Origin of the sequence: Paenibacillus sp. PAMC 26794, assembly GCF_000316035.1 — a bacterium.
GTDB lineage: Bacteria > Bacillota > Bacilli > Paenibacillales > Paenibacillaceae > Paenibacillus.
Map to the genome: position 1 here is coordinate 12,573 of NZ_ANHX01000071.1, position 24,315 is coordinate 36,887.

At 47.0% G+C, this 24,315-nt stretch carries 16 protein-coding genes and 1 riboswitch; of the genes, 8 read left to right on the forward strand and 8 right to left on the reverse strand.

Annotated elements, in window-relative coordinates; genetic code table 11:
* Nucleotides 1–255: 255 nt before the first annotated feature.
* Nucleotides 256–2,034, forward strand: coding sequence for an SWIM zinc finger family protein (locus D829_RS0122405; RefSeq protein WP_036662014.1), 1,779 nt, complete (start codon nucleotides 256–258; stop codon nucleotides 2,032–2,034).
* Nucleotides 2,031–5,060, forward strand: a complete 3,030-nt coding sequence (locus tag D829_RS0122410; RefSeq protein WP_017691155.1) for a DEAD/DEAH box helicase — start codon at nucleotides 2,031–2,033, stop codon at nucleotides 5,058–5,060. Before D829_RS0122405 ends, D829_RS0122410 begins: the two co-directional genes overlap by 4 nt.
* 94 nt (nucleotides 5,061–5,154) lie before the next feature.
* Here D829_RS0122410 and D829_RS0122415 read toward each other — a convergent pair whose 3' ends face one another.
* Nucleotides 5,155–5,622, reverse strand: coding sequence for a hypothetical protein (locus D829_RS0122415; protein ID WP_017691156.1), 468 nt, complete (start codon nucleotides 5,620–5,622; stop codon nucleotides 5,155–5,157).
* A 383-nt stretch (nucleotides 5,623–6,005) separates the two neighbouring features.
* Between D829_RS0122415 and D829_RS0122420 the strand changes: the two genes are divergently transcribed.
* On the forward strand, nucleotides 6,006–6,689 hold the full coding sequence (locus D829_RS0122420) for a type 1 glutamine amidotransferase domain-containing protein (protein ID WP_017691157.1): 684 nt from the start codon (nucleotides 6,006–6,008) through the stop codon (nucleotides 6,687–6,689).
* Nucleotides 6,690–6,794: 105 nt separating this feature from the next.
* Here D829_RS0122420 and D829_RS0122425 read toward each other — a convergent pair whose 3' ends face one another.
* The 4 genes from D829_RS0122425 to D829_RS0122440 all read right to left on the reverse strand — a co-directional run bounded on the left by D829_RS0122425 (nucleotide 6,795) and on the right by D829_RS0122440 (nucleotide 12,205).
* Complete coding sequence (locus tag D829_RS0122425) at nucleotides 6,795–7,754, reverse strand: 2-keto-3-deoxygluconate permease (RefSeq protein WP_017691158.1); 960 nt, start codon at nucleotides 7,752–7,754, stop codon at nucleotides 6,795–6,797.
* A 6-nt stretch (nucleotides 7,755–7,760) separates the two neighbouring features.
* Entirely contained in the window at nucleotides 7,761–9,218 is a 1,458-nt protein-coding gene (locus D829_RS0122430; RefSeq protein ID WP_017691159.1) for a family 1 glycosylhydrolase, read from the reverse strand.
* A gap of 89 nt (nucleotides 9,219–9,307) precedes the next feature.
* Nucleotides 9,308–11,218 (reverse strand): beta-glucoside-specific PTS transporter subunit IIABC, encoded by a 1,911-nt coding sequence (locus tag D829_RS0122435; RefSeq protein WP_017691160.1) that lies wholly within the window; start codon nucleotides 11,216–11,218, stop codon nucleotides 9,308–9,310.
* Between the two features lie 150 nt (nucleotides 11,219–11,368).
* Nucleotides 11,369–12,205, reverse strand: a complete 837-nt coding sequence (locus D829_RS0122440; RefSeq protein WP_017691161.1) for a PRD domain-containing protein — start codon at nucleotides 12,203–12,205, stop codon at nucleotides 11,369–11,371.
* A gap of 322 nt (nucleotides 12,206–12,527) precedes the next feature.
* Here D829_RS0122440 and udk point away from each other — a divergent pair, with 322 nt between their 5' ends.
* The 4 genes from udk (at nucleotide 12,528) to D829_RS0122460 (ending at nucleotide 18,606) form a co-directional block, all read left to right on the forward strand.
* Nucleotides 12,528–13,160: a uridine kinase gene (udk, locus tag D829_RS0122445; RefSeq protein ID WP_017691162.1), complete on the forward strand. Its 633-nt coding sequence runs from the start codon at nucleotides 12,528–12,530 to the stop codon at nucleotides 13,158–13,160.
* Nucleotides 13,161–13,271: 111 nt separating this feature from the next.
* Nucleotides 13,272–13,601: a chaperone CsaA gene (gene csaA, locus D829_RS0122450; RefSeq protein ID WP_017691163.1), complete on the forward strand. Its 330-nt coding sequence runs from the start codon at nucleotides 13,272–13,274 to the stop codon at nucleotides 13,599–13,601.
* A gap of 345 nt (nucleotides 13,602–13,946) precedes the next feature.
* Entirely contained in the window at nucleotides 13,947–15,212 is a 1,266-nt protein-coding gene (locus tag D829_RS0122455; protein WP_017691164.1) for an S-layer homology domain-containing protein, read from the forward strand.
* A 535-nt stretch (nucleotides 15,213–15,747) separates the two neighbouring features.
* Entirely contained in the window at nucleotides 15,748–18,606 is a 2,859-nt protein-coding gene (locus tag D829_RS0122460; RefSeq protein ID WP_017691165.1) for a DUF5704 domain-containing protein, read from the forward strand.
* A gap of 692 nt (nucleotides 18,607–19,298) precedes the next feature.
* A riboswitch (cobalamin riboswitch) is annotated at nucleotides 19,299–19,492 on the reverse strand.
* Nucleotides 19,493–19,569: 77 nt separating this feature from the next.
* Here the strand turns inward: D829_RS0122460 and D829_RS0122465 are convergent.
* Nucleotides 19,570–20,397 (reverse strand): AraC family transcriptional regulator, encoded by an 828-nt coding sequence (locus D829_RS0122465; RefSeq protein ID WP_017691166.1) that lies wholly within the window; start codon nucleotides 20,395–20,397, stop codon nucleotides 19,570–19,572.
* A 202-nt stretch (nucleotides 20,398–20,599) separates the two neighbouring features.
* On the opposite strand from D829_RS0122465, the gene D829_RS0122470 reads away from it, so the two are divergent.
* Entirely contained in the window at nucleotides 20,600–21,901 is a 1,302-nt protein-coding gene (locus tag D829_RS0122470; protein ID WP_017691167.1) for an alpha-glucosidase/alpha-galactosidase, read from the forward strand.
* Nucleotides 21,902–22,015: 114 nt separating this feature from the next.
* Here D829_RS0122470 and D829_RS0122475 read toward each other — a convergent pair whose 3' ends face one another.
* On the reverse strand, nucleotides 22,016–22,717 hold the full coding sequence (locus D829_RS0122475) for a response regulator (RefSeq protein WP_017691168.1): 702 nt from the start codon (nucleotides 22,715–22,717) through the stop codon (nucleotides 22,016–22,018).
* Nucleotides 22,718–22,739: 22 nt separating this feature from the next.
* The gene (locus tag D829_RS0122480) at nucleotides 22,740–24,314 is read right to left on the reverse strand and encodes an ATP-binding protein (protein WP_017691169.1); all 1,575 of its coding nucleotides are present in this window, start codon (nucleotides 24,312–24,314) and stop codon (nucleotides 22,740–22,742) included.
* Nucleotide 24,315: the final 1 nt, after the last annotated feature.

Sequence of the window (24,315 nt, forward strand, 5' to 3'; positions counted from 1 at the left end):
CGTTTCCCCGGCCTGCATCGTTCCTGAAAGGAATACATACGATAAGCATACACAATATGGGGCAATCATGCATACCGCTCGCTCACAACACCTGAGTGTTCATCTTGCTTCATGTTTGTACAAAATGACTTGAGATTCTTATAACCCATGCACGGATGGGCTCATAACTGATATGATGGATACAACAAATTCGCAACATTACATTACGTCATAGACATGGTGACTATTGAACCTATGTTTTCCCCAGGAGATGGAATGATGAATATACCAAATAACATGAGAATGGATGATGCGCAGTGGCAACAGTTGATCAGGCAGGTTGCGGAGCATTTTAATAACCTGACGATCATGCGCGGATTCCAATATTATAAACAGAAACGTGTTGGACCATTAACCTATTCAGAACAACAAGGGATCTCGGCCGTTGTACAAGGATCGGAAGAATATGAGGTCACCCTGAGCATGCAATCCCTGTCTACAAGTCATTGTACCTGCCCGGTGAGTTCCGTATGCAAACATATGACGGCTGTCTTGATGAGTTATGCCGAGCAACTGGAGCGACCTGTGCATGCGATTGTGAATGCACACTCCAGTACTGCACTCAAACAAACGACCAAATCCGTCGGGGCCATGTCCGCAGGACTATCCAGCTACGCAGATGCCGATGAACAGCAGGATATGGACATTCGGGACAACCAATACAGCCAGATCAAGGAGCGTGCAACAGAGCTTGCCGATCTCGAAATCTCGGAATGGCATGAGTTATTCCACTCCTGTCTGAGACGGCTGGGTACCGGCACAGCAAGCACATCCTACGTGCAAGAAGCAACGGACGAGCTGTATGCCATTAAGCCAAGGCTGAACGCTGCGATGGACCAACTTTTTGAACTACATGTGCAGCTGCACCTCATCCGATTCTGCGTACCTCCGGCTCGTAACTCAATTACGCATACCCCCGTGTACTTGAGCTACCCTGCCCAGCTCGCGGTCGATGCACTTCTGAAAGACATTGAGCGGATCTTTAACCATCCACTAGACCTTTCGGGTCTAAAGGGAAACAAGCTTGAACAACTTTGGAACAGACTGGCCGAAACCTCGGCTTATTTACGCAAACAGATGATGCCTGAAACAGCCAGCATGATGTTCTTCACTCCGATCTATCGGCAACTATGGTTGAACTGGATCGTGCCTAGGCTTCAAGGGTCGCGGGACATGTTAGCGTCGGAACAGGCTATCTTAAATGATATAGAGCGCAGTATAATCGCCGCTTCGACACCTTCCCAGTCAGGTGAAAGTGTCTTGGATCGCGCTCAAAGTAATGGACGTAGTCGTGAGAGACCGAGCAAAGCCGTAACACTGCCCTTGCCGCTGGTACTCGCGGAGAGCTGGATGCACTTCCATCTGGGGCAGGATGATCAGGCATGGCAGCGACTAATCCATGGAAGCTCGGCCTACGGCTTCCCGCCAGAACAACTGTTGCATTTTCTCCATGTACTCGCAGATTCGGCTGAATGGAAACGACTTGGGGATTGGTTGGTACAACTTGGCCCCCTTCTGGCGAATCGGCGTAATACACCTTTGAATGATTACATGCATCTATGGGATACGGCCATTCAACATCTGCCCGATGCAGAGAACCGTATGTGGGACACGCTTGTCAGTATGCTCCCCCACTCCCGCCCCGCCTACGAGGATGCTATGCATTCGCGGGGACAGTGGCGCAGATGGATTGATTTTCAGCTGAGTACGGGAACGGAACCTCTCGAATTCCGCGTAGCGATGCTGCAACCAATCGAAAAAGATGCACCTGAGCTGCTGCTTCCCTTCTATCATCAGGCAGTGGAGCGTTATATCGGACACAAAAACAGGGACGGATACAAAGCCGCGGTGAAACTGCTGAAACGTCTGTCCAAAATCTATAAAAAAATGAAGCAAGAAGCGCACTGGGAGCAATTCATCACCACACTCGCCGTTCGTAACAGTCGGCTGCGCGCCCTGCAGGAAGAGCTTCGGAAAGGTAAACTGATCTCATGAGCTTATTTCATCCTTACACTGAAACGATTGAGGTTCGCGTCGCTTTAACCGGATATGGCGATGCTTTGTTTTACGGAGCACTCAACACACACCACTTTGTACCAGGACAGTCGCTTAAGCAGCGATTGTTCGCTTGGCATGCACCTTCCTTCTACGGTACCGAACTGGAAGTTCGGCAGATCGAAGAGATTGAGCTGGTTGTTCTGCCTGCGGAAGAAGTGATTCCCTTCTTTGCCGAGATGCATACCCTGCTTCATATTGAATGGAAGTGGGACGAACAAGCGGAACATCTGATTCGACTGGCTCCCGCGCTCGCAGTATCTATCGAAAAACGCAAATACGTACCCAGCTTCGAGGCCTATCGTGCAGGACAGCTCCAGTGGACCTGGGACCCGGATAGCTTGAAAAAGCAGGATCGGGCATCGCTTACCAAGGCGATTCAACAGACCGACGAGAGTTATGCCGAGGGACTTGGGGCGGCCTATTCCGCCTTCGTATTCCAGCGCTGGTACAGTTCGGAGGAAGCTGCGACCGATCTGCGGCGTGAATTCCCGCAGTTGTTCCCAGAGCGTGGCACTCTCCCTAAGACAGCCGGAATGGACGCCCAGTCCTGGCTCGTATCTATTGGCTGGAAAGCGGATGCCGCACCATTCAGGCCCATGCTGCAATTGCAGGAGCCTGATGAGGATGAGCCATCATGGCGACTGCGACTGGTATTACAGAATAAGCTGGATGCCGCTGTATTGGTACCCGTCATGCTGGATTCACGGGGTAGGCTTGAAGGGGAATGGCCAGAGGTATGGACACCGTTCATTCTGGATCGTTCCGCCGGGTGGCTGGATCAACTGCGTGCACATCTGCCGCGTCTGGGAAGCTCCATTAGCGGCAGACGTGATGTGCTGAGTGACCCTTTGGAAGATCAGGAAGCCTGGCAGTTCCTGACGCAGGATAGCGGACGGTTGCTCGCAGCGGGCTGGCAAGTTCTGCTGCCTGGTTGGTGGGAAGCAGCACGTAAGAAGAAACCAAAGCTTCGCGCTAAGGTACAACCGGAGGAAGGCAGTGAGCGTGGCCAGTCGTTCTTCGGACTGGACTCGATTATTCATTTTGACTGGCGAATTGCAATTGGTGATACGGATCTCAGCGAAGATGAATTCGCCGACCTTGTTGCCCGTAATGAACGACTGGTTCGCTTCCGCGGAGAATGGGTCCCGCTCGACCCCGACCTGCTGGAACAGATACGCCGTGCCATGGGCGGTGTAGATCGGGAACAGGGACTCTCATTCCAGGATATTCTGCACCTGCATCTGCTGCACAATGAGCAACGAGAATATCGCAACCAGAAATGGAAGGAAGGACAACAGGCCGAGGAGGAAGAGCAACCGCAGGCTAATGAGAACATTCGGCTGGAGGTTGAACTTAACGAACACCTGAATCGGGTTATCGCACAACTGGGGGGCGGACAAGGTGGCGCGCCTTCCCTGCCCATTCCGACAGGGCTTCATGCCGAACTGCGATCGTATCAGAAGGAAGGTTTTGCATGGCTTGGTTTCCTGCGCAGATTCGGCCTTGGGGCATGTCTCGCCGATGATATGGGTCTCGGGAAAACCATTCAATTCATCACCTATCTGTTACACATCAAGGATCATGAACCACGTAAGCCAGGACAGGCTCCGGCACTTCTGATCTGTCCGACTTCCGTATTGGGCAACTGGCAAAAGGAGATTAGCCGCTTCGCACCCTCCATTAATGTCAGCCTACATTACGGGGCCCGCCGATTAAGCGGGGAAGAATTCCGGGAGCAGACGGAACAGGTGGACATTATCATCACGTCCTTTGCTACGGCTACACTGGATCAGGAAATGTTGCAGACTTACACGTGGGCGTGCATCTGTCTTGATGAAGCACAGAATATCAAAAACGCACAGACCAAACAATCCCTGGCCGTCCGCAGCTTCCCGGCGAAACACCGCATTGCTATGACAGGTACGCCGATTGAGAATCGGTTGTCCGAGCTGTGGTCGATCTATGATTTTATCAATCCAGGATATCTAGGCAGTGCACGGGCATTCCAGACTCGCTTTATCAGTGCCATAGAAAAAGATAAGGATGAGCAGCGTATGCAGGATCTACAGCAATTAGTGAAACCGTTCATGCTACGCCGTAAGAAAAAAGATCCAAATATCCAGCTTGATCTGCCGGACAAAAACGAGATGAAGACCTACATTCACCTCACGGGCGAACAAAGTGCATTGTATGACCAGTCCGTACAGGCTCTGATGGATAAAATGAAAGAACTGGAAGGCATTAAGCGCAAAGGTGCGATCCTCTCAGCCCTAACTCAGCTTAAGCAATTGTGTGACCACCCGCTGTTGCTAACGAAAGAAGCTTTGCCGGAGGAACTGCCCGAAGACGGTGCACTGACATCTGCTTATGACGTGTACAGCCCACAGGATATGGCGATGCTGATCAGCCGCTCCGCGAAGCTGGAACGACTGATGGAACTTGTCCGTGAATTGCGGGACGAAGGCGAGCGATGCCTGATTTTCACCCAATATATCGGTATGGGACAGATGCTGCAACAGGTACTGCGTCAGGAGTTGCAGGAGCCTGTGCTGTATCTGCACGGGGGTACGTCCAAGACGGGACGGGATCGCATGATTGAGGAATTCCAATCCCGTACACTGCCTGATGACAAGCAACCATCCGTCTTCATTCTGTCCATCAAGGCTGGCGGTGTGGGATTGAATCTGACCGCAGCCAATCACGTCTTCCATTTTGACCGCTGGTGGAACCCCGCTGTTGAGAATCAAGCTACCGACCGGGCTTACCGGATGGGTCAGACCAAGGATGTTCAGGTGCATAAGTTCATCTCTCTTGGCACACTGGAGGAGCGGATCGACGAGATGTTGGAGAGCAAACAGCAACTCAGCGATAACATCATCACAAGCTCCGAGAACTGGATTACCGAATTGTCGACGGATGAGTTGCAGGATCTGTTCACTCGGCGTCGCGACTGGTCGGGCTAAGTTGAATTGAAATGAGAAATACAAAAAGAGCGAAGTTTCGGAAAGTAAATTCCGGCTTCGCTCTTTTTGTGTTGTTGCAGTTAATCATCCGTTCTTAACGCATGTTACCGATGATGGATGTTCTTGAATCCTGCATTTTTTTGATAAAGTTCGTCATGACATCAAACGCTTCATTGCGCTTGTTGGACATGGACTGCAGACGAAGCATGTCCATCTGTTGGGAATTGCTCAACGAATCAATTTGGCCTTTCAGCTTTTGAACAGCTGCTTCATCCCCGTTTTGCTGGGCTATCTGCAATTGAGAGTTCAACTCCGCGATCTGTTGATTACGGTTCTGAACTTCCTGAATTTGCATTTGCAGTTGGACATCCAATAATTTGGTACGTTCGCTCTGAACCATCATCAAAGCTGTTTCGATATCCATACTGCTGCTGATGTTGATCGGTGTTACGCTAGAGATGTTGGAGACTGAAACTGTGCTCGCTGAAGCTGAAGAGACGATGGATACTGCAGCAACAGCTGCAACTACGGTTGAAGCGAAAAATTTACCTGAACGTTTCATGACTGTTCCTCCGAGTCCATATGTAATATGTACCAGTTTTTTGTTGGCATCTTCCGCCATTCTAAATCAAAAGAACTAGTTGTTCAATCAAATTAACATCAAATTTGAATTAATTTCGATAACCTTTACACATGCCAACCTCCGCTTACAGTTTGAGTAAATTAAGTTGGGCACAATAAGTAAAAATGTATTCTTAAGGGCATATTTACTACGACTAGATTGTTCTTTACTCCTAAGCTTGAAAGTCACATTGGCGATCGAAGATACGTTCATGATTTTACTTTAGAACATGGTTATGTTATATTTATTAATATATTTTACACAATTTAATTTTGTGATATTTAATATAAATTAATGTTATATACTTTACGGGAGGTTTTTATATGAAAAAGATACTGGTTGTTCTAACAAATGTAGATAAGTATGCAACAAAGGACGAGCCTACCGGCTTGTGGCTGAGCGAAGCAACTCACTTTATTGAAGAATTTGATCAGAATGACAAGGTTCAGATCGATCTGGTCAGCCCCCAAGGTGGAAATGTACCTCTTGATCCGAAAAGTCTGGGCGACTCCCTCGATGAGAGCACAAAAGCCTATTTTGAGAATGAAACGTTCATGAACCAATTGAAAAATACGTTGAAACCTGGTGAAGTGAATGCAAGTGACTACGATGCGATCTACTTCACAGGCGGTCACGGTACGATGTGGGATTTCCCGGACAATGCTGAACTTCAAGAGCTTTCTCGTGATATCTATGAAAAAGGTGGCGTTGTATCCGGTGTGTGCCACGGGGTTACAGCCTTGCTGAACGTGAAGCTGTCCAACGGTCTGCTTTTGATCAACGACAAAACGGTTTCCGGCTTCACGAATGAGGAAGAAGCATTGGCTCAACAAACCGAGTATGTTCCTTTCCTGCTGGAAGATGCTTTGAGAGAACGCGCTGCACAATACGATAAGGCTGCTGCCTTCAGCTCCTATGTCACAACAGATGGCCGCGTGGTCACAGGACAGAATCCGCAATCCAGCAAAGCTGTAGCTGAAAGTGTTAAACAATTGCTGGGTCTGTAAAATAAACCGATCGATCCCCCTCCTCCCCCAGGAGATCATATAGATGTACAAAGCAAAACAGCATGTGATCCGTCATGACCTGACAGAACACATGCTGTTTTTTTTCTAGTGATTTGTCGAAGCAGAAGCTTCCGTCGCTGTTCCTCCAGCCAAACGCTTCACGATATAAGGCACGGTCACCGATGTCAGGATGACGGCAAACGCAATCTGAGCGATAGCTGTGTCCACATAAGGCGCATACGCCGGATTAAACCCGGCAGCCATCGAAGGCACCACCATGGACAATCCAGCAACCGAACATGTCGCAGCTGCTGCGTAACCGGGCCGTCTTAGTATCGCGCGATCGATTCCAATCAGCGGCAACATGCAGATCAGCAAAAATAATACCGTGACCAGCAAGCCGGACAGACTGGACTGAAATGCAATACGCAGATCAATATTGGACCCGAAGCTGGTACCTAGAAAAGGTAGCAGAATCAGTGTTCCTGGAGCGAACATCTTCTGTATATTTCTGTCCAGGTTACCAAGCAGTATCCCGATCAAGAAAGGCACTAGCGTAGCAAGTACACTGAGATAATCGATACCGACGCCACTCGCCGAATTCAATATCATGACCGGAATAACCGGTACGGCGATCAGATTCAGAATGCCAAACGCAGCACGATCAACATCATCTCCATACGTGTTCATCAAGGCCAGATATAATCCCGGATTACAACTGGTCAGAACGGCAATGAAGGCTACCGCAGAAACTCCCCCGACCCCACTCATGCCAAAAAAGTGTACAAACGCCCATCCGAATAAGCAGCTGATGAGGATGCGTGAAATACAGAGCACCCCTGCTCTCTTCAAAGTCACCAGAAGCTGTGACAAGTTAAGCTGTGTTCCTGATATCAGTAAAATCATACCGATCAGCACCATGGTACCTTTCGATGTGAACAGCGCTGTTGTTGGATCTCCGATCTGAAAAAACGATGGAAACACCGTGTTGATGACCGCGGCGGCCAGCATAGGAACAATCAGCAAGCCGCCGGGTATTTTTTTGATACGACCCAGAATGTTCATGGTCTGTTACAGTTCTGCTCCGTTGGTACGGATCACATTCTGATACCAGAAGAAGGAATCCTTCCGATATCTTTTCAGCGTACCATTGCCATAGTCATCCTGATCCACATAGATAAATCCGTAACGTTTGCTCATCTCGGAAGTCCCTGAACTGATCATGTCGATTGGCCCCCACATCGTGTATCCCAACACTTCGACCCCATCAGCAATGGCGAGTCCCATCTGTTCGATATGTTTACTCAGGAAATCAATCCGGTATGGATCGTTGATCGTTCCGTCTTCATCCAGCTTATCGTAGAAGCCCGAGCTGTTCTCCAGAATGAATACAGGCTTTTGATACCGATCATAGACGAGATTAAGCGTATATCGCAGGCCAATCGGATCAATCTGCCAACCCCACTCGTTAGCGGGCAGATGCGGATTTTTATATACACTGTGTACATTGCCTGCCGTTAATTCGAGCTGCTCTGTATCACTGCTGGAAATCATCGAGTTGTAATACGACATCCCCACGAAATCAGCCGTGTGTGCGCGAATGCTATCCAGATCGCCGTCCTCGATATTCAGCTGGATCTCCTTGTTTTTGAAATACGTTTTACTATAGTAAGGGTACTCGCCTTTATTGAGCACATCGAGATAGAACTGATTTTTCATCTGATCATCCTGTTGCATCTGGAGTGCGTCCTCCGGCTTGCAAGTGTAAGGATACGTCGTAAAATATGCCACCATACTTCCGATCTGATTGTTTGGATCAATCTCATGGGCCATCTTGGTTGCTCTGGACGCAGCTACAAATTGGTGATGCAACCCCTGGAACAGCATTTCCTCATAATTCGGAGCATCATAATCAATGATTCCCAGCGTTTTGGCCGATGCTTTCACGCTCATGTTGATCTCATTGAACGTCACCCAATATTTCACTTTGCCCTTGTAGCGATTTAACAGCACATCACAATAGTTCACATACAGATCAATTAGCTTGCGGTTATACCATCCTCCGAACTTGTCCATCAGTACAATCGGTGTATCAAAGTGGCTGATGGTGATCAGGGGCTCCATACCCTGTTTTAGACATTCATCAATCACCTGATCATAGAACTCTAATGCCTTTTCATTCGGAGCAGCATCGTCGCCACCTGGAAATACTCTGGCCCAGGAGATGGAATAACGGAATACTTTGAAGCCCATCTCGGCAAATAAAGCGATATCCTCACGGAAAGTATGGTAGAAATCTATTCCTCGGCGCTTCGGATATTTTACGGTATCGGGGTCATTCTTCGCTTCTTCAATCATCTCCCGATTGATCCTGATTTGCTTGGTCACCTTACGATCATTCTTCTCGTTAAACTTCATCACTTCGGGAATGGTCAGGGTCTTGCCATCCACATTATATGCTCCCTCTGCTTGGCAAGAAGAAAGTGCTCCGCCCCATAAAAAATCTTTTGGAAAATTGGAATTTGTCATTTTAGTTTCCTCCTGTTATTACGTGTTATTTTTATTAAGACCATCTAGCTTGTAACTCGTAGCGTGACCAGTGAAAAGATGGACAGTTATTACGAAATCAGCTTGATCAAAGGTTCACTCTCCCGGATCGGGCCGCTGGTCGCTGTGGTCAGTACGTCTCCATACTGTTGCATGTTGGTTACCACAATCGATGTAATGGTGTTATAGCCTGCTGACGTAATGCCTTCTGGATCAAACTCCACCAATAAATCTCCGGCTTTGATTGTCTGTCCTTGTTCGATATGGGCGTTAAAATATTTGCCTTTCAGACTGACGGTATCCACCCCGATATGAATCAGGATCTCAACACCATTCGCAGCTTTCAATCCGATGGCGTGTTTGGTGCGATAAAGTGCTTCGACTACTCCGTCAAATGGAGCATATACCTTGCCATCTGTCGGAACGATTGCAATGCCTTTACCCATTAACTCTTGGGCAAATGCCTGATCTTCTACCTCAGAGATCGGTTTGATCTCTCCAGTCATTGGACTGACAATCAGCATGTCCAAAGAAGATGCTGCGTTAGTTTCCATTGTAACAGCGGATTGATTGCTAGCCACTGCGTCTGTAGCCTGTGCCTTCGATTTCGATCCATCCGTATCTTCCTTGATTCCTGCTATAAGTGTAAACACAAATCCGAGCACAATCGCAGCAACACACCCAATAACAATGTAGACATAACGATCCGCTGTGTAGGTCCCCAGTGAGAGCAGACCAGGTAATGAAATGGCCGTAGCCTTTGCATCAACCAGACTGAAATAACCACCAACCAGACCTGCAGCCACACATCCCGCGAAGAACGGACGTTTATATTTAAGCGTGATTCCGTAGATTGCGGGCTCCGTAATGCCAAACAATGCCGTCACTCCACTTGAACCTGCGGCGGATTTCATCGTTTTGCTCTTGGTGAGGAAAAATACACCGAAAGCTGCGCCGGCCTGTGCCAAGTTGGCAGCCAATGAAGCTGGCAGGAGCATTGTAGAACCCACACTCGCAATCTGCTGAATCTGAATAGGCATAATCGCATAGTGCATACCAAACATAACCATGATCGGCTTGAAAAACCCAAGAATTGCGCCTGCCAGAACGCCAACCGTACCATACAAATAATTGATGCCACCTGTAAGCCAATCACCAATATAAGATCCGATAGGTCCAAGCAGGATGAGTTCCAGTGGGACCATGATAAATAGCACAATCATCGGTGTAATCAGTACTTGCAAAAACCGGGGAATAACTCGGTTAACTACCGGATACACGTAGCTCATGATCCATACCGCCAGAATGATGGGAATGACCGAGGATGAATATTTCATTAATAATATAGGCATCCCCAGAAAGTCTATGCTATCCACGCCTGTTTCTTTAATTTTGGATGCTGCTTCAAGGATGACTGGATGCATCAGTCCTGCTGCCAGTGCAACCGCAAGGTAGGGATTTGTCTTAAATCGATTGGCAGCACTTACTGCCAGGAAGAATGGCATGAAATAGAAAATGCAATCCCCAATCATATTTATAATCGTCAGGAAGCCGGAACCTTCCATCCATCCGAGTGCGGCCATTACTGTAGCCACACACTTAATCATCCCGCAGCCAATGAGGGCTGGAAGTACCGGGGTGAAAATGCCGGCAATCGTTTCAAGTACGATGTTAACCGGGTTTCGTTTTTTCTTCGGCCCGCTGTTATCTGCGGATTCGCCCTGTCCACCAAATTCTCCTGAAGTCAGGCTCTTCACTTCATCGTATACCGCATCTACCTTAGCTCCGATAACCACCTGGACCTGCCCCCCGGAGTTCTGTGCCTTGAGCACTCCCTCCAGTTGATCCAATGCCTTCAGGTCTGCACGGCTATCATTCTTCAATACAAATCTTAAACGGGTTGCGCAGTGCGTAAGACCCGAAATATTTTGCTCGCCGCCAACATGCTCAAGTATATTTTTAGCCAAGTCTTTGTTGTTCATGACTTTTCTCCTTTATACCAAAAGATTAAATGATTTTATTTTTATATAAAAAATGACCAAGCCGGGGAATCGTCATTCCCTACGCTTGGTCATGCCTGATCGAATCAGTAACAGTCCAATATGGATTATTCGGTTAGTTCCTTCACTAGTTCATTCCGTTGGTTCATTCGAAATTAATCGTTGGATATGCAGGATTAGATATAATTTTTCATCATCGGAACAGGTCCAGCCATAATTATGTTTCAGAAAATCCGCGATCTTCTCCACACAAGCAAGTTCCTTCGGAAACTTCTCTTTAACCATCAGGAAAAGCGATTCATTCTCATCCTTGAGCGACTTACCGCTCATCTGCCTCAGAATGAAATACCGGATATGTGTGGCAAAGCGCATGAAATGGATGGAATCCTCCTGAAAGTCAATTTTCAGAGCATATTTGATCACGGACAGGATCTCGCCCGTAACTGTAGTTACCTTGGTGGTATCCGTCATCTCTCCCGATCCAACCTGTGCATTAACAAAATGTAATGCAATCAATGTTGTTTCGGCTGTCGGCAGAGCGATATCCGTTTTTTCCTGAATCAGCTTCAGCGCAGCCTCTCCCACCCGGGTCTCGTCCGGATAGAGTGTCCGTACTTCCCATTCCAGCGGATTTTTGATACGGATGCCTTCTTTGGTTCGGGTTAAAGCAAAACTGATATGGTCGGACAGGGTGAGAAGCAGATTCGGGTTAAATGTTTTATTCAGGATCTGACTGCCCAGCTTGATGACTTCCTCTGCGAGATAAATATCCTCAATCGGAATGCTGTTCAGCAGGTCATACATACGAATATTCTTCGGTGCTACGAAAATTTTCTCCACCAAATCCGTCTCCGTAAGCTCGTAAGGCGTTTTCAGGAATCCGACCCCTTTACCTACGACAAAAACCTCTTCGTTATGTTCATTAATAGCGATGGCTACGTTATTGTTTACTTTCTTGATAACCTTCAATGTTCTCACCCCCCAACAAAAATAAAAAAAGACCGAAAGCGATTACAGTAAAGCAATCGAATTCGGTCATGCCTGGTTTCCCCAGTAACAGTCCGTGTTATGAATATAAGTTTATTATAGTGCTGTTTTAAAAAAAGTCAATCATCCAATATTAGGGAAAACATGCCTCTGCAAAGCAGATGAAAAAAGCAAAGCGCTGTGGTACAATGAAGGAATTGTGTATTCACAGACAGACATGTGGGTAAAGGTGCTGAATCGATTGTGGAACAGTGCTCTTTATCCATGATTATGCTGCCATTCTAGGGAGGCTTATGGAACAACCATGCTCATCATTGGTATCGCCGGAGGAACCGGCTCCGGTAAAACGACGGTAGCTCGCTCCGTCATAGACCGTCTGGGATCAGGTAAGGTTACTTTTATATCCCAAGACAATTATTACAAAGACCAGTCGCAGCTCACACCTGAGCAACGCCGACTCACCAATTACGATCACCCGTTTGCATTCGATAATGATCTGTTGATTGAGCATCTCACCCTGTTGAAAAAAGGCCAAGCGGCGTATGCTCCCGTATATGACTTCACCATAGATAACCGTGCTGCCAATGAGACAGTTGAACTGGCACCGAACCATATTGTCATTGTAGAAGGATTGCATGTGCTGATTGACGAACATCTTCGCAGTCTGATGGACATCAAAGTATTTGTTGATACCGATTCCGATGTGCGGATTCTACGTAGAGTGCTACGGGACATTGAAGAACGCGGACGCACGATCCAATCCGTGTACAAACAATATCTCGAAACGGTAAAACCAATGCACGATGCTTTTATCGAGCCATCCAAAAAGTATGCGGATATCATTATTCCAGAAGGCGGACATAATGAAGTAGGCATTCAGATGTTATCCATCCTCACCGAGAAATACCTCACCGGGGAAAATTGGAACGGCGCTTAATTTGCTGCAAGCAACACAACAGAAATCCAGATTACGATACAGCGTAATCTGGATTTTTTGTTGATTTTTCATTTATAATAGTTCCCAATAGTTGAAAGGAGATCTTCCCCTATGGCTACTTTTGAAGAGTTCATGCAACATGACATCCGGGTTGGTACAGTGGTGGAAGCCGAACCATTTCCAAAAGCTCGCATTCCCGCTATTAAAATGACGATCGACTTCGGACCACTTGGCCTGAAACGTTCCAGTGCTCAGATCACCCAACGCTACACGCCTGACATGATGATCGGCAAACAGGTCATTGCTGTAGTTAATTTCCCACCCCGGCGTATTGCCGGTTTTGTCTCTGAAGTACTTGTGCTAGGCGGCGTGCCTGGTGAAGGCGATGTTGTCTTGCTCACACCGGATAGTCCATTACCTAATGGAACACCGATATCCTGATTTTATTTTGAGCAAGAATAATATAGGCTTTTCAAATGTTTGGAAATCGAGTATTCTTGATGTATTGATTATTGAATTGACTATTGATGGAACTACATATGTTGGAGACCTTAAAGCATAAGGCTATGAATCTGCGGATTCGTGGCCTTTTTTTGTGTTTTTTGGAGGAAATATAGGTCTGGAGAAGTAGTAAGAGTTCTATGCAGAGGAGGAATATATTGATAAATCATACCAACAGCCTAGTTATACATGGTAGAATATTGATTATTATTACAAATTTAGTATCTAGTAGCCTGAAAAGTACATATCAAGGAGAAAAATTCACAATTGAGAGGAGTAAGTTTCATGAAAAAAATGATGATTTCCGGCGTAACGGCATTAGCTTTATTAACAGGGGGTATCGTAGGTTTTGGAGGCGTTGGGAGTTCTGTAGAAGCCGCACAAGGCACAACTAAATTCAAGGACGTTCCGGCTACACACTGGGCATCCGCAGCAATTAATTCAGCCGTGGAACAAGGTTATTTCAAGGGGTATGCCGACGGGACATTTAAACCAAGCTCGCCTGTCACCAAAGCTGAAATGGCAAGTATCTTGGGACGTCTATCCGACCAGCCTAATGCAACGACACAAGAAAAAAACAATTTCACGGACATACCCGAGTGGGCAAAAAGTGGTGTCTCTACTGCTATTGCAAAAGGTTTTATCAACCCTTCTAATTACAAGGGCAAATTGGATGCACAAGGCGCTCTTCAACGAGGCGAAATGGCTACATGGCTGACGCAAGGACTAACCGTGGTTGATCCTGAGTACAAACAAGCACTCTCTGATGTGACGAACACCGTTGTACCTGCAAAGGAATATTTCACAGGTACACTCGCAAACGCTCAAAAAAATGCAGTAGCCGTTGCCCTTGGGACGGGACTGATGAGTGTGGCAAACGATAAAACATTTGGCGTTGATCGTACTACAACACGAGCTGAAGTAGCTGTATTGATCGCCCGTTATGCAGCAGTTTCCAAGACAAAACCTGCCAATTTTCAGGGGCTGAATGAGCTGCGAGCAGTGGGTTTGACGGGGACGAATTTGAATATTATTGCGCCTAAGTATCAGGTGATTTCAGAGAGCAACTATCCTTACGACTACAGCAAGGTGACTGGGGACTTTTCCAAAATTCGTAATCAAGAAATAGTTACCAAAACTAATTACGCTGATCTCAAGGTGAGAAATTGGATTGTTGTTAACCCTTATGTTACAGATGCCGATAGAAGCATTTACTACCCTGTCTTTGTAGATGAGAAAGACAGACTGGTAAGAGGAGCATATTATTCATTTGTTGAATTCGATCTTGAAATAAAGAACACTATGAATCAATTACAAGGTGGAAGTCTAATTAACTCTCCTACTATTAACCCTCTTAAATCACCTAATAGCGAAGCGATTTTTAGTTACAGCGCACCTCGTATCAGTAATTTACTTGGTGCAAAAGGAGTATTTAATGTTAAGAATCCAATTTATTGGGCAGAAGGTTTGTTACATTTCGACAAAGAACTCAATCCAGAAGTTTTACTCACTCTAAAAAATGGGACGGTTTTCAGAGTAAGACCTAATTAATAATTAATGATAAGGGTGAAGTAATGTGTATTTGCTTAAACTATTGAAAAAAACGCTTCTCGCCATTCTCGCATTAAGTTTAGTCTTCATTTCACCTCCTGCTGTTTTTGCAGGAGGTGGTCCTGGGGACAAGCCCATTTTGCAATCTTCCAGAATAGAGCCTTCTACTCCCTCAAAATCCCAGAAAAAAATAATCCCTCTTCAAGGTAAGGGAACTACTAATATCGGGATTTATATTTTTCAACTAGATAATATGAAATGGAAAGTAGTTGGAGAATGTAACGGACAAGAGTTAGGTAATAATCCTGCTACCAATAAGCCAAATTCTTCGATAATATGTGTAAATTTATCTTTAGAAGCCCCTAGCTATGAGCCTACAGAGTATTTAGATAAACAAGGTAATCCGCATCCAAGAACCGAAATTACTTCTACTTCCATATCTCCTATCTATATGGATAACACAGCATACTATCGGCCTGGACTACCTATCCTGTTAAATGTAGAATCATTTACTGAGAAAAAGACAAAATTTTCTGTGCAAATTGGTGCAGCTATTGAGCCTACTGAATACAGACCCTATGAGTTACCCAAATATTCTGCAGATTATCTTTTTAACACAGATCTATACTGGGAAGGCCAAGCCGAAATCACTAAAGAGATCAACCTCACAGCTGGTGGGCAGCTTAGCTTGAACCAGTCCAAACAATTGAATGCAACGGTCAAGACGAAAACTGGAGATGGAAACTTTGGAGCGGAGACCAATGTAAACACTGGCAGCGGTGGTACAACTACATGGGAATCATCCAATCCTAGTGTCGCTACCGTTAGTAACTCCGGATTAGTTCAAGCTGTCAGTAGGGGAACCACAACCATCACCGTACTGTGGAAGAAAGATGGATTTCAGTTAACTACCACTACAAACATTGGTGTTGAAGAGAACCCAGGTACTGGCGAGGGCGACGGTAACGGAGGCGGTGGTGGAGGTTGCACGCCAACGATTGGACCACCTTCTGCTGGAACCATCATGAGCATGAATGATCTTGATCCAAATACCAATGGTGTTATTAAGTCAGATAACAGAGATAATGAAACATTCAATGTGTTAAAAGGAATCCCTACTTCCGAGTCACTCTACACAAATGCCTTTGCTGACAATTACCTGTTTAAACAAGCTTGGGCGAAAATGAGCGGTAAAGTTACATACAACTGTAATGTCACAATCTCGTACGACAGAGAATGGACAGTACCTGGACCAGAAATATGTGATGATGATGGTTGTACACCAGGGCCACCTGTACCCGCGAACGACACGGTACCCAAGCCATACAACTTCCAGATCACAAGAGACTACTCCTACTGGAAAATTAACAATCTGGAAGTATACAAGATCGCTAAAGCAACCATGAATAATTACGCTTTGCCCGGTGAGACCGTTACGATGAATCCAACAGGATACACACCACCAACACTGGAGTCTACAAATGATGAATCCGTAGAAAGCCATGTACGGCCAGGACAAACCACATCAATCTCATATACTCCACCCAAATTAACAGGTGGTTTGAACCAACCTCCCAGTGTGCCTGATGATACATCACGGTTAAAAGGGATGGCTGAATCCAACACACCTCAAAGTAAAGTGAAGAATGATTTAGTTAAATTCAACAGCACAACCATTATGAATAATGTGGAAGCAACCAAAGATGGCCCAACACCATCCAACATTCCTAATCCAACAACCATTGGACGAGACGTTCTGTACAAGCCGGGCAACATGATTAGCAACACACTTCGGAATAAAGCAAACACCACAAGCTCTGGTGAGATCTATTATGATTTGCTACCGGGTAACGTAAATGGCGGTGCCAATAAAACATTACCGATTAACGGCATCAACACGGTCACGGTACACACCCCTGTCGTCAACTACGCCTGGGTATCGGATGATCAGCCGCATAATCAGAAAACCGTACCGGACCCAACCAGCGCTGCACTCATTCTGGAACGTCCGTTCATTGTGCGAATTCCCACATCGGGACAGCACTTGGACGTAGCGAGTTATCCCGGTTATGGAAATCGGGACTATGCCAAATATTTCCGAATCAAACAGGTGCAATTCCCGTTCGATGTCTACAACGCAGATCGAAGCCAGTTTATCCCCGCCAAGACATGGGTTGATATTCCGGTCAATCAACTGGACACCACATTCTATCTCCCTGTATGGGTAGACGAAGGCAAATACCATATTGTATTCCGCAATATTGCAGAGAATGCACCTGCAAACTTTACCGAGCAACAGGATGCCAATACCAATCTGGCACATCATGTTGCAGCAGACACCGTGCCGGTAGATGTTATCGGAAGGTTATATGATTTTCACGTCACTGATATCTCCGATTACAACTGGGAAAGTGTATTTCGCAAGCGGTTGGGTAGTCCCGAACCAACGGGCTATAGCTACTGGACCGGGATGAATAGCATTGATGGTGATCCGCGAGGTAACCTGGCTCCATTTGTATTGCCTATTCGACCAGGAAGCCATCCGGTGCAGGGATTCGCTAACGCGACTGTGAAGACAGGGTACCATTTCAAGTTCGATCTGAAGACCAAGGGCAATATGTTTGGCAAACAGGATGGTATTCGAATTACACCCACTTTTGCTTTTGTGAGTAAAGACGGGTCCTCCCGGCAAGAAGTGGATCTGTACTACCATCGAGGCCAGGAACGCCTGATCCGTATCGGATCGGCACAGGATATGGAGAAACGCTTTGTTGTGCTGAACTCACGGCTTCGAAATGTACCCGGCACAGAGTTAGGCGATACAGCGCGTTATCAGTATACTTATGAACTGACAGCGGAAGAACGCAGCCAGCGTACGTTGGCAGAACATATGGTTCGCCTGGTCGATCAGACATCTCATCAAAAAACATGGGTAGGTCGTTATGACTGGATGATCCTGTCTGCTCCAATTCGGACACTCATCGGACCCAAAACGGGCATTCCTTCCGGGGTCAACGTGGACCGGGCCAATGCAGCAATCCAGCGTTGGTACGGGGAGTACAGCTTGCCAGCCGATGTATATGCTGTACCAAAAGGGACGGATCTCGAACCCCTTGCCCGACAAAATCAGCTAGATGAGAAATCGAAGATTTTTCTAAAGAATGGTTATATCGTAGTCAACTTCAACATGGAAAGCCTGCGGAATGGAAATACAGAGGCGCCCCATCTGCAATACATTCATGCACCACTGATGAATCAATGGCAGATGGAAGGTTTCAACAAAACGCCAACAGACAGTCAAGGCAGAACCTGGCCGTTGAAGGATGGCGACATTGTCTTTCACCATGCTGATCAGTCCAGCCGGAATGACTTCCAATCCCAAGTACCGCACTAGTTTGAATCTCTCATGTCAGCACGACTGGCTAAGCATATGTAGCCAACTACATGTGGACAGAAGAGTCTATATGCGGAGTACCTCTCCAAAAGAAGACTGAATATCTGTATACCGATAATCACCCAATGAAGCAATTAATAAATATATGATGAAATAGCCATGAAGTGCCAGACTGAGTACTATACCGCCTGCGCAAAACTATGGTGTGCTTAATGACATAGGTGCACTGAACCACATACGATAAAGCATTCACAAGTGATTCCAGTGTCACATCCCAGCTACACACAATATGCCTGTTATACAACAAAAGGGTTATCCTGAAAGTCATCTATGGACTTCTGGGGTAACCCTTCTTGCATCATTCTCTTTTTATAACCTTACTTAGACTATAAAGAAAACCCGCACATCCGTATTATCCTGACAGACTTTCTCCAGGAGAGAGGTAGTTTAGCAAGAACGTCAGGAACGTGATACCGAACAATACGGCTACCAGTTGTACCAATCGTTTAACGATATATCTGCTTAAGTGCTCAAACGTCCTTCCCCACAACTTTAAGTATGTGTCATGATGTTCTTCGTCCATAACAAAAAAAGCGGCCCTCTCCGTGTTACTGGATGAGGACGCCTTAAATAAACAGATTTCCAGAAAAAATCATGCTCTCTAAACACCTTCCTATCTCCCGTAGGGTACTACTGTGTTTGTTAAACCTGGCAGGTCTCCTGGCTCCAGAATCATCGACACTTGCAGCTCCTTCACAGCTTACACCAGTGGATAATCGCTACCTGACTCCTCTGTTACAGTGGCGGGACCGCGCCGGTATTACACCGGACTTCCCTATTAAGCTTTCACCCTGACGGGCAAAGCACCAAGTTCCACATATTCAATTACACTTCTGTATCAGTGTAGCGGGACGACGAATAATGATCAAAACTTTTCTTTTAAATTTGAAACACTAGATATGTCTAATCTCGATTTCTCGAACCCTTTGGAGACACACCCGTCACTCGCTTGAACATCTTGGAAAAAAGTAATGGGTCTGTATAGCCGACAGAATGGGCCACTTCACTGACCGACAGCCCTGGATTCTGAAGAAGTTCGGCAGCCCGATTCATACGGTACTCCAGAAAAAAGGACTGTAGCGACATGCCATATCGCTCTTTGAACAATCCTGATAGATACGTGCGATCCAGCCCCACAGCTTGGGCAATATCCAGAATGGAAGTTCGCTGGCTGTACCTGTTCTCCATAAACTGCACCGCCTGCCGGATGTACGTCTCTTTGTTCGAAAGGAGCTGCCCTATCTCTTCCTCTACAGGAGAAGAAGAGATTAATTCTGCCATCAAGCGGTACAAGAGACTCTGATTCATTACATCGCCTCCCGGACGCGTAGAAGCCTGGACCAACTCCGTATACAACTGTTCCATCGTATTTGTATCATGGGCATCATAAACCGGCCGCTCCGGGCTCAATTGAGCACGTTGCATGAATGCTTTGGCTTGTATGCCTTTAAAACCAAACCACGAATACGTCCAGGGCTCCTTCGGATCTGCCTCATAATGAATAAGTGTGTCCGGGAGAATGACAAAACCCTGTCCCTCGCTAAGCTTGTACTCCTGATCCCCCATGTACACGGTGCCCCGTCCTTCATGGATGTAGTGCACAATGTAAGAATCACGTACACCCGGTCCCCAATAATGCGCAGGGTCACATGCCTCCCACCCAAAAAACAACAACATCAGCTCCATCTGTGTCCAGCCTGCGGGAACCACATTCATCTCAATACGACTCATTTTCCGCCCTCCATCCTGACTTCGTTCCGCTTACCTCTTCATTTCGTCTATTTATATTATAACAGCTAAAGTGCTTCCATATTAGTTGAAAGCGGGAACAAAAATGGGATTATGACATGTTTGAGAGGGGTTGAACCATAGTTATATGTGCCGAATCGGCCTATAGTTGGGGTACAACATTTTTCAGGGAGGCTGAACTTAAATGAATAAAATTACATTTCTCGGTGCGGGAAGCACCGTCTTTGTCAAAAACGTATTGGGTGATGTCATGATGACCGAAGCACTGCAGGATTTTGAGCTGGCATTGTTTGATATCGATGCTGAACGTTTGAGCGATTCAGAGCGTTTGCTGACCAGTCTGGCCCGCTCACTCGGAAGTCGTTGCGTCGTGAACGTATATCATGACCGCAAAGAAGCGCTGCGCGGGGCCAAATATGTCATCAACGCTATCCAGGTCGGTGGATATGATCCATGTACCATTACAGACTTTGAGATTCCGAAGAAATACGGACTGCGTCAAACAATTGCAGATACACTCGGTATCGGCGGAATTTTCCGTAATTTGCGGACGATTCCGGTCATGTTGGATTTCGCCCGGGATATGCAGGAAGTATGTCCGGATGCATGGTTCCTGAACTATACCAACCCGATGGCCGTGCTTACCAACGTCATGAACGTACATGGCGGGATCAAAACTGTAGGATTGTGTCATAGTGTGCAGGTGTGTGTGCCGCATATGTTTGATGCATTGGGGATCGATCAGACAGGTGTTGTGGCTAAGATTGCAGGGATCAACCACATGGCGTGGCTGCTCGAAGTTACCAAAGACGGGCAGGATCTGTACCCCGAGATTAAACGTCTGGCGAAGGAAAAACAGAAAGAACAGCATGACGACATGGTTCGTTTTGAGCTGATGCAGCGATTTGGCTATTATGTAACGGAATCCTCCGAACACAATGCCGAGTACCACCCTTACTTCATCAAGCGGAATTACCCGGAGTTGATTGAACGCTTCAACATTCCGCTTGATGAGTATCCACGTCGCTGTGTGAACCAGATTGAAGGCTGGAAAGAAATGCGTACCAAGCTGTTTGCCAGCGAAAATATTGAACATACCCGCAGCCGTGAATACGCATCACATATTATCGAAGCGATGGAGACGAATAACCCGTACAAGATTGGCGGCAACGTCATGAACAACGGACTGATTACGAACCTGCCGCGCGAGGCATGTGTCGAGGTACCTTGTCTGGTCGATGGATCAGGAATCAGCCCTACGTACATTGGGGATCTGCCTCCACAACTCGCGGCATTGAACCGGACAAACATTAACACGCAACTGCTGACAATTGAAGCGGCAATCACTGGCAAAAAAGAACATATCTATCACGCCGCCATGCTTGATCCACATACGGCTGCCGAGCTGTCTATCGATGATATCGTAGCGATGTGTGATGAGTTGATTGAGGCTCACGGCGACTGGTTGCCAAAATACACGTCATAATATACAGCACCGTTCCTTTGCAGCTAAAAGGGACGGTGTTTTGTTCGGTCCATAGCGCTCACCCGCTGAAGCGTGCATCGCATCATTTATCAGAAACGCTCCGCTCCCTTGAACCTATTCGGCGGGGAGCAAAAAGCGATAACCAATGCCAGGCTCCGTTTGAATATATCGGGGATTCGTCGGATCTTCATTTAATTTTTTACGCAGATGTCCCACATATACCCGAAGATAATGGCTGTCGGACTCATGATGATGCCCTCCCCATACTTGCTGCAAAAGCTGACGCTGGGTGATGATCTTCCCTGCATTGGAGGCAAGCACCTTCAGCATCTCATATTCCGTTGGGGTTAATTTGACCAAAGTCCCCTCCAGTTCGACCTGCCTTTGGGCCAGATCAACCGTCAGTGATCCGAAGCGCAGTATCGGCTCATCCGTCGTTTTGGCTACATGACGAAGCGCCACCCGAATACGGGCGACCAACTCACCCATTCCAAATGGTTTGGTCACATAATCATCTGCACCACCATCCAACGCGGCAATTTTGTCTCCCTCCTGATCCTTCGCTGTCAGCACAATAATCGGCACTTGTGACCATTCGCGAATCCGGCGAAGGACCTCCATGCCAGACATGCCTGGCAAACCAAGATCAAGGATGATCAGATCCGGATGTACAATACTGGCCTGAATAACGCCCTCTTCGCCATCCCCACACTCGTGGAGTTCGAATTGGTGTGCCTGAAGGGTGACCTTGAGCAATTTGCGAATCTGCGGCTCATCATCGATGACCAGTATGCGAGCCCCTAGTGGTGCGTTCATGTTATTCTTCAACCTCTCCTTGTTATGAATAGGGAAACCGCGGTCCGCGAGCCTCCATGGGGACATCTATGCGCATTCTCGTTCCCCCGCCCGGATTTGGCTCTGCCACAATGGTACCTCCGTGGACTTCCACAATGCCTTTGCAGATCGCCAGACCAAGCCCCGTTCCTGTGACATGCTGAGTCGACTCTGAGCGATAGAACTTATCAAATATACGTATTCTTTCCGCTTCCGGTATACCGATGCCTTGATCAGCTACCCAGATCGTCAATTGACTTGAACTCTTATCGCTTGCCACAGTAATGACAATTCGGCTCTCACCGGGCGAATATTTGATGGCGTTGCTGACGATATTCACCAGAACCTGCTCCAGCAATACTTCATCTCCGTAGATAAATGCCGGGTCATCAGGCAGTTCAACCTGAATGTTGCGATGCGGACTGAATTCCCGAACCTGTGTCAGTACAACGCTGATTATGTCTCCCACGTCACACCATTTCCGGTTCAGTTGCAACATGCCGCTCTCCAGCCGAACCATACCTAACAAATTCGTGACGAGACGATTCATACGCAAGGCTCCATCCCGAATGTTGCCTGTTAATTCTCTCCGATCCTCGGGTGTAAAAAGAGTATCATTCTCCAACAATCCCGTAGCCGAGCCGATAATGGCGGTTAGGGGCGTACGCAATTCATGGGAGACAGAATCCAGCAGTGCTGTGCGTATGCGCTCCGATTCAGCAGTGATCTGCGCCAATCTGGCCTCTTCCGCCAGCTTCACTCGGGCAATGGCACCTGCGGCCAATCCACCGCATGCCTCCAACAGACGAAGCTGTTCTTGCTGCTCATGAACCTCACCAGCGTCCATGCTCACGGCGAGCACGCCATGAATCTGCTCCTCTGTGCGTAGCGGCACATATAGTCCGAGAGATTCCCGCAAAGTGGATGATCCTTTACCGGCGACCTGTCCGTGATTATACACCCATTTGGCAATGGCAATCTCCGACTCTCCATCTCCCCAGCCATCCTTTTCCCCTACTGATGCGGGTGCAGAAGAGCTTGTAACCAGCAGATCCCCCTGCCCATCCGGAAGATACACAGCTGCTGGCTTGCCCAAGGTGAGCGAAACCTGGGTTGCAATGTTAACCAGCAACGTATTCAGATCCGTAATGACTGTCATCTGACGGCTCAATGCGTACAGGGAGTTAGTCGTGGCTTCACGTGCTTTTACCATCTCCAGTTGTTGTCGCAATCGACCTGCAAGACTTGCTGTCAGGATCGCCACCGCAAGATATACAACAAAGGAGAAGAGATATCTCAAATCTTCAACCGTAAAGCTCAGATATGGTGGTACAAAAAAGAAGTCAAACATAATGACGCTAAAACTCGCGGCATATATAGATGGCCCCATTCCCCAATACACGGCACTCACCAGTACGGGAAACAAGTATATAAGCGCTACATTAACCAAATCACCACTCAGGCCGATGGCATGAAGCAGCAAGGTTAGCAGCGTCACCCCGAGGGTCACCCATACATATGCAGGAACCCATTTCCCATGGGATGCCTGCGTTTCTTTTTTTATTCGTTCAGACAACATC